Annotated in this window: 14 protein-coding genes; 4 read left to right on the top strand and 10 right to left on the bottom strand. The window is 55.5% G+C overall.

Annotation, left to right across the window (positions count from 1 at the left end):
* The first annotated feature begins 24 nt into the window (after nucleotides 1–24).
* Together FB556_RS04000 and FB556_RS03995 are read left to right on the top strand one after the other, a co-directional pair.
* Nucleotides 25–336: a metal-sensitive transcriptional regulator gene (locus FB556_RS04000; protein ID WP_141864937.1), complete on the top strand. Its 312-nt coding sequence runs from the start codon at nucleotides 25–27 to the stop codon at nucleotides 334–336.
* Between the two features lie 251 nt (nucleotides 337–587).
* A complete protein-coding gene (locus FB556_RS03995) occupies nucleotides 588–1,229 on the top strand; it encodes a DUF305 domain-containing protein (protein ID WP_141864935.1) in 642 nt (213 codons plus the stop codon).
* Nucleotides 1,230–1,347: 118 nt separating this feature from the next.
* On the opposite strand, the gene FB556_RS03990 is transcribed toward FB556_RS03995, so the two are convergent.
* From FB556_RS03990 to FB556_RS03955, 9 genes are all read right to left on the bottom strand, one after another.
* The gene (locus FB556_RS03990) at nucleotides 1,348–2,604 is read right to left on the bottom strand and encodes a hypothetical protein (RefSeq protein ID WP_141864933.1); all 1,257 of its coding nucleotides are present in this window, start codon (nucleotides 2,602–2,604) and stop codon (nucleotides 1,348–1,350) included.
* A 207-nt stretch (nucleotides 2,605–2,811) separates the two neighbouring features.
* On the bottom strand, nucleotides 2,812–3,861 hold the full coding sequence (locus FB556_RS03985; protein ID WP_141864931.1) for a hypothetical protein: 1,050 nt from the start codon (nucleotides 3,859–3,861) through the stop codon (nucleotides 2,812–2,814).
* A gap of 38 nt (nucleotides 3,862–3,899) precedes the next feature.
* On the bottom strand, nucleotides 3,900–6,707 hold the full coding sequence (locus FB556_RS03980) for a class I SAM-dependent DNA methyltransferase (protein ID WP_141864929.1): 2,808 nt from the start codon (nucleotides 6,705–6,707) through the stop codon (nucleotides 3,900–3,902).
* 62 nt (nucleotides 6,708–6,769) lie between these two features.
* Nucleotides 6,770–7,468: a DinB/UmuC family translesion DNA polymerase gene (locus FB556_RS13805; RefSeq protein WP_342774653.1), complete on the bottom strand. Its 699-nt coding sequence runs from the start codon at nucleotides 7,466–7,468 to the stop codon at nucleotides 6,770–6,772.
* On the bottom strand, nucleotides 7,392–8,081 hold the full coding sequence (locus tag FB556_RS13800; RefSeq protein WP_342774652.1) for a Y-family DNA polymerase: 690 nt from the start codon (nucleotides 8,079–8,081) through the stop codon (nucleotides 7,392–7,394). Before FB556_RS13800 ends, FB556_RS13805 begins: the two co-directional genes overlap by 77 nt.
* Entirely contained in the window at nucleotides 8,050–8,481 is a 432-nt protein-coding gene (locus FB556_RS03970) for a LexA family protein (protein ID WP_379984688.1), read from the bottom strand. Before FB556_RS03970 ends, FB556_RS13800 begins: the two co-directional genes overlap by 32 nt.
* Before the next feature lie 57 nt (nucleotides 8,482–8,538).
* Nucleotides 8,539–9,216 carry a hypothetical protein gene (locus FB556_RS03965; RefSeq protein ID WP_141864927.1) on the bottom strand — a complete coding sequence of 226 codons (678 nt, stop codon included), beginning with the start codon at nucleotides 9,214–9,216 and terminating at the stop codon, nucleotides 8,539–8,541.
* A gap of 212 nt (nucleotides 9,217–9,428) precedes the next feature.
* Entirely contained in the window at nucleotides 9,429–9,968 is a 540-nt protein-coding gene (locus FB556_RS03960) for a DUF1307 domain-containing protein (protein WP_141864925.1), read from the bottom strand.
* Between the two features lie 90 nt (nucleotides 9,969–10,058).
* A complete protein-coding gene (locus tag FB556_RS03955; RefSeq protein ID WP_141864923.1) occupies nucleotides 10,059–10,841 on the bottom strand; it encodes a sulfite exporter TauE/SafE family protein in 783 nt (260 codons plus the stop codon).
* 175 nt (nucleotides 10,842–11,016) lie between these two features.
* On the opposite strand from FB556_RS03955, the gene FB556_RS03950 reads away from it, so the two are divergent.
* Nucleotides 11,017–12,084 carry an MBL fold metallo-hydrolase gene (locus FB556_RS03950; protein WP_246057187.1) on the top strand — a complete coding sequence of 356 codons (1,068 nt, stop codon included), beginning with the start codon at nucleotides 11,017–11,019 and terminating at the stop codon, nucleotides 12,082–12,084.
* Nucleotides 12,085–13,422: an MFS transporter gene (locus tag FB556_RS03945; protein WP_141864921.1), complete on the top strand. Its 1,338-nt coding sequence runs from the start codon at nucleotides 12,085–12,087 to the stop codon at nucleotides 13,420–13,422.
* Nucleotide 13,423: 1 nt separating this feature from the next.
* Here FB556_RS03945 and FB556_RS03940 read toward each other — a convergent pair whose 3' ends face one another.
* Complete coding sequence (locus FB556_RS03940; RefSeq protein ID WP_141864919.1) at nucleotides 13,424–14,371, bottom strand: LysR substrate-binding domain-containing protein; 948 nt, start codon at nucleotides 14,369–14,371, stop codon at nucleotides 13,424–13,426.
* Nucleotides 14,372–14,458 lie beyond the last annotated feature (87 nt).

Here is a 14,458-nt window from a genome sequence, read left to right as displayed (position 1 = left end):
CCGGTGCAACCCGAAAGTAGACCCATGACCAACACCCCGCATTCCGAATCCGCTGACCACGGCTATATCAGTGACAAAGACCGCTACCTGGCCCGATTGAAACGCATCGAAGGCCAAGCCCGCGGCATTCATCGCATGATCAATGAAGAGACCTACTGCATTGATATCCTCACCCAAATCAGCTCCATCACCTCAGCCCTGAACAACGTCGCGCTGAGCCTACTCGATGACCATGTGCGCCACTGCGTCGTCCGTGCAGCTCAAACCGACGGGCCAGCAGCCGAAGAAAAACTCACCGAAGCCGCCGACGCCATCGCCCGCCTCGTCCGCTCCTAAAAACCACCACGGCCAGACGTTCAACCTCCTGCGCCCACTGCCCAAGTGGACCAGATCGATAAGTAAAAGCAGGTCAGCAGGCTACTGACCTGCTCCCAACCTGAGCTGGACCGGGGTCTCGACCCCAGGGCGCTGCGTGGAAGACACCTTGAGCACAACGGACACGTCCTCAACGCCCCGACGGTACCCTGAGGGGGTAGTCCTATCTTGGACGCTACGTCAGATACTTCAGTCGTGGAAAGGCTCCATTCATGACAGGAACACCACTACGGCGCCGCATCACCGGCTTGATTGCCGTTGCGATACTGGGGGCCAGTGTGGTCTCATGCGCCGGACAAGACCAAGACGCCACAAACGCCCCTCAGACCGATATGGATGGTGTCGCAGTGACAGCCGGAGCCAATCAACCCGCAGAAGTCAACGAGGTGGACCTGCACTTTGTGGCGATGATGACACCACATCATCAACAAGCCGTGGACATGAGTGAGATCATCCTGACCGCCGAGGGCACCAGCGCAGCCACCGCGGACTTAGCCGACCGGATCAAAGTCGGCCAACAAGAAGAAATCGACAGCATGGTCGGCTGGGCTGAGCAATGGGACCAACACGACCTGATGGCACATCATGCCCCCCACATCGCCAATGGCATGATCACCCCAGAACAGCTGGACCAACTGGAAACACTTGCGGGCGAGGAAGCAGACACCCGATTTCTCCAGCTGATGCATTTCCACCACCAAGGGGCCATTGCCATGACCCACGACCAAATCGACAACGGCGGCTACCAACCTCTAGTGGACCTAGCCCAACAAATGATCGACATCCAAACCGCTGAGATGCACGAGATCGAACAACTCCTGGACGCCAAAGGTGAAAGCCTTCTGACTGAGTAACCAGCACGCTGCATCCAAGGCCACCACACGGGTATACCCGCGTTTACATACCTGAACCTAGTTCATAGGGTCAACGTATCGATTCTTGTCCCTTGGATACGAGGGCAGCGTCTATTAGTTATTGTGGCTTTTGCCCCTGAGACTCTTGGGGAGAATCTTTTTCTTCTGTGCGGCTAGTAGGTAGGGGTAAGAGTCGGAACCCATCGTGGCTTTTTTCGTTTGCTAGAGGTCTGATAAACACTCTTTGTGCAAACTCTTTCCGCAAGGGTGCTGCCTCTTCTTCGTTCATTTGACTCAAGAACGGGTGAATAGCATTCAGATCCAGCTGCGTACGCTTCGCGTCTCGTTCTTCTTTACGGTGCGCACCAGCTTCGCTGCCCATATATCCCGCGACGGCTAACAGTACGAGCGTCACACTGGATTTCCAGATCGTCTGCGAAACTGTCATAGCCTCGATGTTGCCTACGCCTTGGACAAGCACCCATAAACCAGCCAAAGCTACTACAACAGCACAGATGCTCCACACCAGCGCAGCTATACCTTCTGCCTTGGCCCGAGCACCGTAGTCAGTCGAGATCGTTCCTTTCGCGGTGGATTCCACTAATCGGCTTGCTTGGTCCTCGTATTCGGTGAGCTGATCGACTATCGCCTTAGCTTGCTCCTGGATTCGCTGGCGTTGCTCAGACGATTGTTCCTCGACTTCCTGCCGCAGTTCCGCATGTTTTTCGTCTGCGGCTGCAACCTGAGCCGACGATTTTTCTGAGAAATCATTCAGGGCTTTATCAAGCCGGGTTTTCTGCGTCTCAATGGTTTCTTTGACATCATCTACCTTTGTTTGGAGGTCTGACAACTGCTGCGCTAACTCTTCTTGACGCTTCTTAAAGTCCTGTTCTACCTGTTCTTTCTTCTCATCAACTTGACGTTCATATTCTTCAAGCAGCGCATCAGCTTCATCGTTCTTATCTCTTAAGTAATCAGCAGTTGAGGAAAGAATGCTCACGAAATTTTGTACTGACTGTTCATACTGGCCTAGCCCTGCATCAGTGTGGAAGTTAACCGGCAGGGCAAGAAGTATCGTAGCCATCTCTTGGGAATACTCTGACAACTGCTGCACAACCTCAGTTTCATCCTCCAAACCGGTGACGACCGCTTGGGAGATTCCTTTGGCTGTTTCAGTAAGTTGGTTGAGCTTTTCCTCGGCAACAAAAATAGGTGGAACGCCTTTCAGCGTTTCCGCAACAGTAATACTGCGAAGAATCTCAAATGCCGGAGGAACTTCTGTCCCTATAACGTTCTTAGCTAGACCTTCAAGCTGTAGTCTGGCGTTGTCTAACGCATCCCATACCGGGTGCTGACTGATCCCTTCGCTGTGCATTTTCCAACTTTCTCTTGAGCCCTAGGCTGACGTGTCTCACCACCAGAGTAGGATACTCGCAAGATTCACGCGGCTTTCGCCGTCAGTAGCTCACCCCAGCGGGTGGTGTAGTGGTGCATTTGGGTAGCAACACGAGAAATAACGGACAGACCGCAAAATGAAGCTGCGAAAAGCCGCCCCACGAAGTTAACAGGCACAGGTTTGGCATTATGAGTAGAGCCGAATCTCGTCCTGCAGTGAATCTCCGAAATATATTCGATCTGGGCGTAGCGCGCCCCCGATGCCAAATACACGCCAGCCTCGCTCAGTCTCGAATACAAGCGTCAAGAACTGCACGTCCCTTAGCTCAATTCCTGTTCCGTCTCCTTGTACTTGACGACCTTCAAGGGTCGTATCACCCGAGAGTTTGATCCGGGCGATTCGTGGCGCAGGATAATCGATCATTGAGGTAGGGCGATAACCACTCACCTCTTGTTGCAGCTCAGCCCAATTCACTTCGGCCCAATCTTCTGCTGCGCTTTCTGCAAGCACCGGCTGCATGTGCTCAAATGTTGGTTCATTCTGCTCTAGCCCTTCAAGGAATATTTCCGTGATAAACATTGGGTTGAGCACAGTGTCATCACCGCGCACTCTCTCGTCCATCGTCGCGCTATCGTCACTCCAACGTGACTTCTTTCGTGAGACATTCTCCAAAGTGCCGTCTGGAAGGCGTCGCCAGCGTCGCCCTTTCGGGTCGTTAAATGCCAAGCTGACGGTAGGGTGCCATGAATCGGTATGCGCAAGAAGCGGTACGGAGATATCAAACACCAATTCCCGCCTAGGCGGGATCACGCTGATTGGAGAGGGTGCCGAAAGCGGCCCCAGCGGCACTTGTCCGTTACCGATATAGACATTAGGCGTGGCACTAAAAACGGGTTCATTGGATTCGTTAGCCAGATGCATTTTGATCGTACGTTCATAAGACGATCCATCACTACGCGGTTCGTAGTCATCTGTGATCCATGCACTGACTACACGTGCCGTCGCTGCTTTATTTTGACGCCAAGCATCAAAAGAAAGATAGAGCGCAACGACAGTCGCCCCAACAGTCCCAAACGCCGTCAATGCAGCCCATAGATGCCAGTCTTCTTCCGCATCACCAAGAAATTCAAGGAATGCCTGGAAACTCCATGTCTGTGGCCACGGAATGAAGAACGACAGCACTACTAAGCCTGTAAGAAGTACGACACCGATGACAATTTTTACCCAGTTCTGCAATCTTCAAGTCCTAAGTCTGTGTTGCGATCCTCTTGCTACTAGCTGTTGAGGGATCGTGCGTAGAGCTGGAATAGACGTTCAAGAATGATTTTCTCGTCGCATCCGGGAGTCAGTTCATAGGCTTGTTCCACGGCCGCATCGAGGGCATGGTGCGCTGTAGTGAGTTCTGAATACAACCAGTCATGGTCCGGGTCGTACATTTGTGCGATTGTGGCGTCTGCGTACAGCTCTCGTGCGTCAAGGACAGCTTGAGCACGTTCTGCGATTTCACATTCCTGGTCTGTGGTGATCTGTGGCCAGACGAAGTTGTTGTAGACAATTCCTGCGGAGTAGCGGAAGTCCGATTTCAGGCGTCCGGCGACGGTGCGCATCCAGGCATTGTGTGCCCGAGAGTGCAGGATCCCAAAATGATACAGGCTCGCATCAGGAACTAAGAACACCAGGTCACTACAAAAGGCGTCCGGTCCCACCATGCCAATGGGGATATATTGACGTCTTTCGGAAGATACTTTCGGCATGAGCAAAGAGTCTCCATCACTGATGACTTCGGTCCCAAAATGCTGGGGACGTTCTGCGGCCTTCTTTGTTTGGACACGTTTTGAAGCCAGTCGATAATCCCTGACGGCTTGTACACGTTTCATCACTTCGGGCATAGCAGTGAGTTCTGCCGATGTGGCTTCACCTAGCCACATAACCCAGCGCTCAATGCCTCGAATAAATTCTTGCGACCCGTACCAACGGTGGAAGAACTTTTCTGCCGCAGGTTCCAGAGTTAGAAATTCGTCTTTTTCCTCGGGCGTGAACAGATAATTCCCATTATCAATGGGTTGTGATCCGATACCCATTTTGGGGATGTCGCTGAGCGGTGTGCTGCGATTCCACACGAACACATCGGGGGCGTCTTTAAGGTAGGCGTTGATGCGTTCGGGGTGGGACACCTCGGGTTCCCCATCAATATTTGGGTAGTGGAAGAGCGTCTTTTTGCCGCCAAGTTTGGAAAAGCCGACAATCACGCAGTAGACGGCGGCGGGGTCGGTGCTTTCGTTAGCCCAGCGGAAGGTATCGTGGGCAAAGTCAATGCGAATGTCGTGTTCGTACAGAGGGTGCCAGATGTTGGCAACTTGCGCGCCTTGGCAGATCGAGTTGGTCGAGACAAACGCTGCCCGGATTTTGTGGTCGTCCATGTAGGTGACAGCTTTGGCGTACCAGGCAGCAACATAGTCAATATCGCCCAAGTTACGGGTCGCTCCAATGGCGGCAAAGGCTGCTTTGGCTTCGGCTTTTTGTGCTGCGGATTGGTTTCGTGCGCCAAGGAACGGTGGGTTGCCAATAATGTAGTCACAGTCCTCAGGTGGAAGAACTTCTGACCAGTCCGTTTGGAGCGCGTTGCCTTGGAGGATGCGACTGCCTTCACTCAATGGCAGGGACTCGATGGTGCGGGTCACGATCATTTCGGTTTCGAGGTTGGCTTGCAGTTCGGCTATCCATAAGGCAGTGCCAGCCACCGAGACGGCGAAGTCATTAATTTCTAACCCAAAGAACTGATTGAGCGAGACTTTAATCGGGCTAATATCCAGATCATCGAACGCCACGGAGGTCTGGCCGTGGGACAGTTCGGAGATGACTTTGTTTTCCAACCGACGCAATGACAGATAGGTTTCGGTCAGGAAGTTGCCCGAGCCGCACGCGGGGTCAAAAAATTTCAGGCTGGCGAGTTTGTCTTGGTAGCGGCGCAGGTTGTTCCGACGCTTGATTGCTCCGACACCTGGTTCTTGGATAATGCCTTCCAATTCTTGGGTGAGGTCATCCAAAAATGCGGGATCAATGACCCGGTGAATATTCTCGGGGCTGGTGTAATGCATGCCCCCGGCATGGCGGGTTTCCGGGTTCAGGGTGGACTCAAAAACACCACCAAAAATCGTAGGCGAAATCGTTGACCAGTCGGTGCCAGCGGAGACTTCATGCAGCAACAAATCCACAATCTCGTCGGTGAACTGCGGAATATCCACTTCATGATCCGAAAAGAGTCCCCCGTTGACGTAGGGGAATGCTTTCAGGTGATCGCTAGCGTAAGGGTCCCGGTCGGCTGGTGCAGTATCCAGATACAAAAACAATTCACGGAGTGCCACCCGAACCTGACGGGCAGGTAAGCCGTTGAGGTAGTTATAAAACGCGCCGCGTTCAAACACGCCAGCATCTTCGGCAAACAAGCAGAACACCAGGCGCACACACAGCACGTTGAGACTGTGCTGGGCTTCGGGTGAGTCCGGGTCGATGTACTGGTCGCGCAACAGGTCATAGAGCTGGCCGATCAGATAGCCAGCATTAACCGAGACAGTCTTTTCGCGTTGGCGACGATCTGCTTTTGGGTCGACTAAGAAATCTAAGAGATGGAGCTGCTGGGGCAGCTCCTCAAGGGTAAACGCGACATAGTTGTGTTCGGGGTAGGGTTCCTCGGCGAGATCGTGGAGTCTGAACTCATAGAAGTTTGAAACGATGATGGTGTCGGGGCGCTGCACATTGGGTTGCGCATCGGCATACCGCTTCGCCTGCTGGAACGGGGTGACCGGCTCATTCTGGCGTAGCTCTGGTTTATCAAGATCCACGCCCAGCGATTTTTGTTCGATGAACGTCTTGGCGTCCACCACGATCGCGTCGATATACCCGCGCGAGACCGTGGATTGTTCGAACATCACGTTAGTTGTAGCGTCGTCCATCCCCAGGACATTCGTCAGGAGATCTAGCCAGAATTTATGCGTATCGCCCTTTTCGTAGCCAAGACCCTTCCACCGCTGCACAAATTCCCGGGCCGCAGCTACCCGTTGCGCCTGACTGACTTTGACCATGCGCTTAGTATCCCATATGACACTAGAGGCACTGACTGTGTGCCTGAGAACGTTTCTACTATCTACGCGGCTTTGACGGTCAGCAGTTCGCCCCAATGGGTGGTGTAGCGCGGGGACATCATATTGCGGCGCATCTGCCATGCGGGGCCGTCTCGCAGTCCGGCTCGGCCCAGGTCGATAGCGGCGGGGCCGTGTTCGTGCTTGATTTGTTCCAGCAGTGGCCCGATGTGTTTGGCTTCGTGGGCTGAGACAAATTCCTTGAACATCGGCTGCGCTCCGACCAGGCGCAGCTCAGTCACTACGATCCCGGCCCGCGCGTAGCGGGTGCCGGGCCGGATCTTCGGCAGTAGCTTCCTGGCAGCTTTCGTCAGCACCACCGGATCAGTACTATACCCCGGCAGGGCAACGGTCGCGGCAGGCTGGTGAGATTGATCTTCGTTGAATGCGCTGGTCATCGCCCACGCTGTGAGTACCTTGGCTTCGCGGTCGTGGCGGTGCAGTCGCGTGGAGGCCATTTGTGCATAGATGCTCAGCACCTGTTCCATGCCGTCTCGGGTCGTGACGGGTTCGGCAAAGCTACGCGAGTAGATCAGCTGGTCTTTGATTTCACGTTCTTCTTCCAACGGGATACACGGTGTCTCGCGCAGCTCCAACAGGGTACGCATCTGCACAATCGAAAATTTCTCACGGATATGTACTGGGTCGGCGTCTCGAAAGTCGGCCACCGTAAAAATGCCCATCGCGTTGAGGTGTTTGGTCACGCGGGGGCCGATCCCCCAGACCTCGATCACTGGCAGGCGGCGCAGCACGTGTTCGCGGGTCGTTTCGGGTACGCGGTCCCAGACACACACTCCCCCCAAGCGCATCGACTTTTTTGGCCGCTTCGTTGGCCAGCTTCGCTAACGTCTTCGTCTTCGCGATGCCAACGCACACCGGCAGACCGGTCAGCTTCAAGACGGTATCTTTGATCTGCTGGCCCACGGCGTGCAGCTCGTCTAAGGTGCCACGCAAGCCTAAAAACGCTTCATCAATGGAATACACCTCGATCCAGGCCGAGAACCGGGCCAGGATCGCCATGACGCGGGACGACATTTCACCATACAGCTCATAGTTGCTCGACCGGGCGACTAAGTTGTGCTGGGCGGCGGTGGCTTCGAGTTTGAGCCAGGGATACCCCATCGGAATGCCCAGGGCCTTTGCTTCGGCAGACCGGGCCACCACACACCCGTCATTATTCGACAGTACGACCACCGGCCGGTGGTGCAAGCTGGGGTCGAAGACTCGTTCGCAGGACACGTACATCGCGTTGACATCGACTAACGCGATGTAGTCCTGGGACTGTCTACAGTTGATGCAGACACGTGGTGGCGACACCCCAGATCAACAGATCCGATAGTTCGGCTACGGCAACATCGGGATACTCGGAATTTTCGGCCTGCAGGACGACGCCGTGGGGCGTGATACAGAGACGTTTGACGGTCATCTCACCGTCGACAATTGCCACAACGACGTGCCCGTCGCGGGGTTCAATGCCCCGGTCGACGATGAGTTTATCGCCGTCGTAAATGCCAGCATCTTGCATCGAATCACCCGAGACTCGGACGATGAAAGTGGACAGTTCATCGCGGACGAGCATCTGGGTCAGATCAATTTTAGTATCTGAGTAGTCTTGCGACGGTGACGGGAAACCGGCTGGCACATGGCCGACGCCGGCAGAAATCATGCGAGGCTCGGCAGATCCCGGTGCGTAGGAATACACCCCTTCAACTTTCATCCCAAGTCTCCCCTCGCTCGGTTATCAGTCTAATCAGTTTGAGGAGCTCTACGACCGCTAGTTGATGTAGGACATGGGTGGCTGGACGAGTGCATTGAGCCGTTCGAGTTCTTCCGGGTGGTCATCATAGAACGCTCGATGGCTGCGGTGTACTTTGGCCGCAAATGTGTTGCGGAAGCCCTGTGCAGTTTCGTCCCAGTCTGGATCATCAATGCTCACCCCTTGGAGCTCAAAGCGTCGGTACTGCAGCTCTTCAAGCAACCGGATATACGCCAGCGAATAATCGAAGCGGTTATAGTCCAAATTCACCAGAGTCTTACCCGAATATAGCTTGAACCGGTGCACACCCGTATCCAGCCGGTCGAGCTGATCAAACCGTACTTCCCGATAGAACAGTTTCCCAAACCGCGTCCAGATCTTGTCTCGATCCACCCCGAATCGCCGGAACAGTCCGTGAGCTATGAATAAATACCCCATAAAGGTGGCCACGCCCGGCATGATGATCGAAAAAATATCATCGGTCTGACCTTCCACGTAATCCCTGATCGGAAAGTACATGGTGGGGGTCAGGACCAGGCTCATGAGTAGCCCGATGGGGAGCAAAATCTTCGCCTGTGAAAATACTCGCGGCTCCTCAGGATGCCGACTCATCTTCCGCAACTTCCGCTGCACCGAGCCACTGGCCGCCCCGGCAGCAAACCCAGCACCACGCCCAAACTGTTGTGGTTCAACCATTTTATTGCTTTCCATTTCCGAGATACGCACATAGAGGCCCTGCCCGGGTGATGCCAGTTCGCACGGGCTGGACCTACTTTCGTCGATGTTGGCACAGGTGCTCGTGCCTAGGCGACGACTACTACATCAACGCTCCCCAAACTCACAAGTCGACTCATCACTATGACAATCGTCCATGCGATCTACAGACAAGTTAAAACCAGGCCACAAGACTACTCGACTTTGATGTAGCCGGATGTTTCAAGCCCTGCAGCGGTTTCTTCAAGGCTATAAAATTCTGCATCCTCGGTAGTGTCTAGTTCATCCATGCCAGGTAACTTCACAACGTCCGCAGGATCCATGGCGGCATAGTTAGCAATGATTTCTTCGGTTATATGAGTTTCACCGTAGTCAATAGTGTGCTCGTACTCGTCTATGGCATTGAGCTCTGCGATCCGTGGATCTAAAACCTCTTGGGCCTCTTCCGGGCCCGCAAATCCGAAGGCTTCGTAGGTTGTCACATAGACGCCGTGTTGTTGGAGGATCTTGTCTCCGACGTGCGTGAATGTCGCGGTCTCCTCACTATCGTGAGTTTTGCGCTCATAGACCGTTTCACTCGTTTCCTGCCCCACAGTTTCAGTGGTGTCTTGCTCTAAGGTTTCGACAGCTTCGGGCTGGGCTGTCTCGCCGGCTTCCTGATCTCCGCACGCAACCAGACTCAGCGCAGCAGCAAATGCTAAGGCACTCCAGGCCATCGGTTTTTTGGTTTTCATCCGTACCTCTTTCCGTGCAGTGGCTTCGACGCCATCCTGTCATCACCGCGCCTGGCAGCAGATATTATGGAGTAGAGATTTCATTGCAGGTCAGCGACGAGACAACACGTCTACCAGCATCCGAATAATGACGAGCGCGAGGAAGACCGCGAATACGATATTGGCAATCTCCGGGCTCAGGGCGTGTGCGGTCCACACGCCCACCGGGGTCGCCAGCGCAGCGGCGCCGCCAATCACCATCGCAGCGGGCGGATCAACATTTTTACGTCGAAGATTTGCGACAGTGCCCGACATGCCGGTCGCGATCACCACGAGCAATGATGTGCCTTTCGCGATGAGGTCACTGGCACCGAAAAGGACCACGAGTAATGGCACAATGACCACTCCCCCGCCAATTCCTAACAACCCTGACATCACGCCGGTGAATAACCCGAGGGCGACCAGCCCGGCGCCGAGCAACCAATCGACTTCAATGACGGCGTCGCGCGAGGGGATGATCACGAACAGGGAGGCGACCACAAGCAGCATGAACACGATGAAGCCCCATCGCACGGCCCGCTGTGGCAGCACCGTCAGTAACCACGAGCCGATCGGCGCGCCAACAATTGATCCGGCGGAGAGCAGCAGCGCCATCAGCAGGTTGACATTTCCCTCGAGTGCATAACTGATAACGCCGACCACCGCCGGCAAGACCACTGCCAATAGTGAGGTGCCCGCAGCGATGCGGGTGTAGTAACTAAAGAGGTAAACCAGTGCGGGCAGGATAATGATTCCGCCGCCGATGCCGAACAGGCCCGATGAGACTCCAACGGCCAGCCCAAGCAGGAGCAGACCAAACCAGTTGCGTTTTTCCGGGGTGGTTAATGCCGTCACGGCCCCTCCACTCGCTTTGACTTTTCTATCCGCACTGAGAGTAGCACCCTCTGCTCATAGGTTTTACCTATGATGACGATCGGAACAATTCGTTTTACTTTTCTTGGAAATTAACGGAAAGTGAAGGGAGATATACCACATGACGTAGATCACGCGCTTTTTGAAGGAGTTGTGAGTGCAACACGGAATGGATTTTGCACCTAGGATTGTCACGCTCGGGACAGCAGGCGGACCACGCTGGTGGTCATCGCGCACCGGACAGCATCGCCATGGGATTGCGACCGCCGTCGTCATTGCTGATCAGTATTACCTGGTGGACGCGGGTTTAGGTGTTGGGCGTCAACTGGAACGCGCTGACTTGTCGTTCGACAACATGCGGGCAATGTTCATTACCCATCTGCACTCAGATCACACGGTGGACATTCCCAGCCTGCTGACCATGGGCCTATACGCTCGCGACATCGAAACCAACGGACCGATCAAGATTTTTGGCCCTGGCGACCGCGGCATGCTGCCACCGGTTTCCGAACGTGCGAAAGTTGCCCCGCAGCCGGTGTGCCCCGATAATCCGACGCCGGGGATCTACGACATGGTGCATTCGATCGTGCAGGCGTATGCAACGGATCTCAACGACCGGATTCTGGATGCCCTGCGACCCTCACCGCTGGATTGCTTCACGGTGCAGGACATCGAAATTCCCGAAAACATCGGGTATCACCCCAATGACAATCCGACGCCGGCGGGCATGGCGCCATTTGAGGTCTACCGCGACGAACTAGTCACCGTCACCGCGATTCTGGTCGAGCACCCGCCGGTTGCCCCGGCATTTGCCTTCCGCTTCGATACCGTGGCTGGTTCCGTGACGATCTCCGGCGATACCACTGCCACCGACAACCTGGTGACCCTGGCAACCGGCACGGATCTGTTGCTGCACGAAGCCATCGATTTTGACTGGGTCGAACGTGCTTATGGTGGTGGCAAGACGCAGACCGATCAGGCCTCGATTGATCATCACCGCAAGTCCCACACCTCCCCGGAACAGGCCATCGAACTTGCCAAACGCGCCGGTGCTGCCCGATTGGCGCTGCATCACCTGGTCCCGGGCAATACCCCAGCCGAACGCTGGGAAGCCCTGGGAGAAACTTTCGCCGGGGAATTCTTTATTCCACACGATCTTGATTCCATCTCATTTGCCCGCCAGGAAGCAGTTCTGGCAGCGTCCCATACTAAAGTAGGTGTCTAAATGACCAAGACGCTCAATACCCAGGAGGTCTCTACGGAAGACCTGTCCGAATCCCTGAACACCACGGAGATGCGACGGATCCTATCGTCGAGCTTCTTAGGCTCGATGATCGAGTTCTACGACTTCATCCTGTTCGCCACCGCGGCATCCGTCGTGTTCAGCCAGGTCTTCTTCGTTGACCTGGATCCGGGTCTTGGCCTGTTCCTATCCTTCACCATTCTGGCGGTCGGCTACGTGGCTCGACCGCTCGGTGGCATCCTATTTGGCCATTTCGGCGACAAAATTGGCCGCAAAGGGGTGCTCGTCACCTCAATGATGCTCATGGGCGGAACCACCGTCGCCATCGGCCTGCTGCCACCAACCGCTATGATCGGTGTTGCCGCACCGGTCCTGCTGACCGTGTTCCGCGTCATCCAAGGCCTGGCCGTGGGTGGCGAATGGGGTGGCGCCATGCTCATCGCCTTAGAACACGCTCCGAAAAAACGCCGCGGCTTTGCCGCAAGCTTCGCCAACATGGGTGGCCCGGCCGGTGCGGTCCTAGCGACTATCGTCATGAGTATCTTCACCATGCTGCCGGACGAACAATTCCTGAGCTGGGGTTGGCGCATTCCGTTCCTGCTCTCAGCAGTGCTGGTCCTCATCGGGCTGGTCATTCGCATGAAAGTCCACGAATCCCCGATCTTCCAGAAACTCCAGGACGAAGCCGACGAACGCAAAGTCCCGCTGTTAGAAGTCATCTCCAAATACCCCAAAAACCTCATCCTGGGCATCATCGCGGGCATGAGCTCCTACACGGTCCAAGGTCTGATGACCGTCTGGGGTATCGCCTATGTCATCAACAGTGGCCTGGACTCCACCCACGTGCTGTGGGTCAAAGCCCTCGGCGCGGCCTCGACCGTGGTGGTCGTCTGGTTCGCCTCGCAACTGTCCGATAAGTTCGGCCGTCGTCCGGTTATGATGGGCGGGATGCTGCTGGGTGCGATCTTCGCCTTCCCGGTCATGTTTATGCTCGATATGGCCAACCTATGGGTGTTCGCCTTCGCGCTGTTACTCACCCAGGGGCTCGTACAGGGCAGTATCTTCGGACCATTCGGAGCGTTCTGTGCCGAAATGTTCCCCACCCACATCCGGTACACCGGGGCCTCGCTGGTCTACCAGACCTCCTCGACCCTGGGTGCCGGTTTCACTCCGATGATTGCTTCGAGTCTGGTGGCCATTGCCGGCGGTTCGCTGTGGTTGATCGCCGTAGTCTGGATTGCCGTGTTCGTCGTCGCCATTGGCGCAACCATGTTAGTCAAAGAAGGTCGCACCACCGACCTTGAAGGAACCACGTTCTAACCTACGACGACGTCGCATTTGGTGCGCGATTGGATGCCGCTTGAGCATCAAGTCGCGCACCTTCTGCTGTACACACCGCAATGAGTTTAGCCAAGCGTCGGCTGTGCCGCTGCTGCGCAAACGCAATACAGATGTCACTGGGTTCGAAATCTTCTAACTGGATGGTCACCAACGGCAGCCCATCATAGGAGATATCCACCGGCGGGCGCTGTACCAGCACGCTCCAGCCCAGTCCGCGGGCCACCAAGCCGCGAACAGCTTCAAAACTAGTGGAGCGCCACGCAATATTGGGCCCCACCCCACCGGCCCGCAGTTTGGGCAACTGATTTTCACTCACCGCCGGCACATCCAACAGCACGTATGGGTCATCACCGAATTCGGCGATCTTAGCACTGGACCGCCCGGCAAGCGGGTGCGAAGGCGCCACCAACGCGTAGCCCTGCCCTTTGCGAATCACCTGGTGGCGCACGCCATCCACCAGGTGGCCCGTGTGAGTGAAGACCGCATCGAGTCGGCCTTCGAGCATTTGGCGTTGTAGTTCCTTGCCGTCGCCTTCAATAATCCGCACGGAAACCTGCGGGTTAGGCACAATAAAATGCTCTGCGATAAACGGTACCCAAAACGGTGCAACCGCCGTGTAGATCCCGATGTCCAGCGGCCCTACGAGTTCTTCGGCGCGATCGGTCATTTCTTGTTGGACGTCAGCGGCCATGGCAACGAGTTCTCGAGCGTCGGCTAAGAATCGTCTGCCCGATGACGTCAGCTGAATCCCGTAGCTGCGGGTGCGCACCATAAGCTGTTGCCCGACGGCGCGCTCCAACTCATTGAGCGACTGCGACATCGCCGCTTGGGAAATGTGCACCTGTGCGGCGGCCGCCGTCACGGTCCCAGCATCAGCCGCCGCGATAAAATGCTGCAACTGCCGCAGGGTGAAACGAAACGGATCCACGGCAACCTCACCTGGGATAGCTACGACAGTTTGAAAGTTCTAAGAGGACGCTCTAAGAACTATCACAATTATACTGCGCGCGCCGCC

The sequence above is a fragment of the Enteractinococcus coprophilus genome, assembly GCF_006716305.1.
GTDB lineage: Bacteria > Actinomycetota > Actinomycetes > Actinomycetales > Micrococcaceae > Yaniella > Yaniella coprophila.
This window is presented reverse-complemented; position numbering and strand designations above follow the sequence as displayed.

Bases quoted from the DNA above. Each gene is read 5' to 3' on its own strand.
- FB556_RS04000 (WP_141864937.1), top strand. From the start codon at position 25: ATGACCAACACCCCGCATTCCGAATCCGCTGACCACGGCTATATCAGT.
- FB556_RS03995 (WP_141864935.1), top strand. From the start codon at position 588: ATGACAGGAACACCACTACGGCGCCGCATCACCGGCTTGATTGCCGTT.
- FB556_RS03990 (WP_141864933.1), bottom strand. From the start codon at position 2,604: ATGCACAGCGAAGGGATCAGTCAGCACCCGGTATGGGATGCGTTAGAC.
- FB556_RS03980 (WP_141864929.1), bottom strand. From the start codon at position 6,707: ATGGTCAAAGTCAGTCAGGCGCAACGGGTAGCTGCGGCCCGGGAATTT.
- FB556_RS03970 (WP_379984688.1), bottom strand. From the start codon at position 8,481: ATGAAAGTTGAAGGGGTGTATTCCTACGCACCGGGATCTGCCGAGCCT.
- FB556_RS03965 (WP_141864927.1), bottom strand. From the start codon at position 9,216: ATGGTTGAACCACAACAGTTTGGGCGTGGTGCTGGGTTTGCTGCCGGG.
- FB556_RS03960 (WP_141864925.1), bottom strand. From the start codon at position 9,968: ATGAAAACCAAAAAACCGATGGCCTGGAGTGCCTTAGCATTTGCTGCT.
- FB556_RS03945 (WP_141864921.1), top strand. From the start codon at position 12,085: ATGACCAAGACGCTCAATACCCAGGAGGTCTCTACGGAAGACCTGTCC.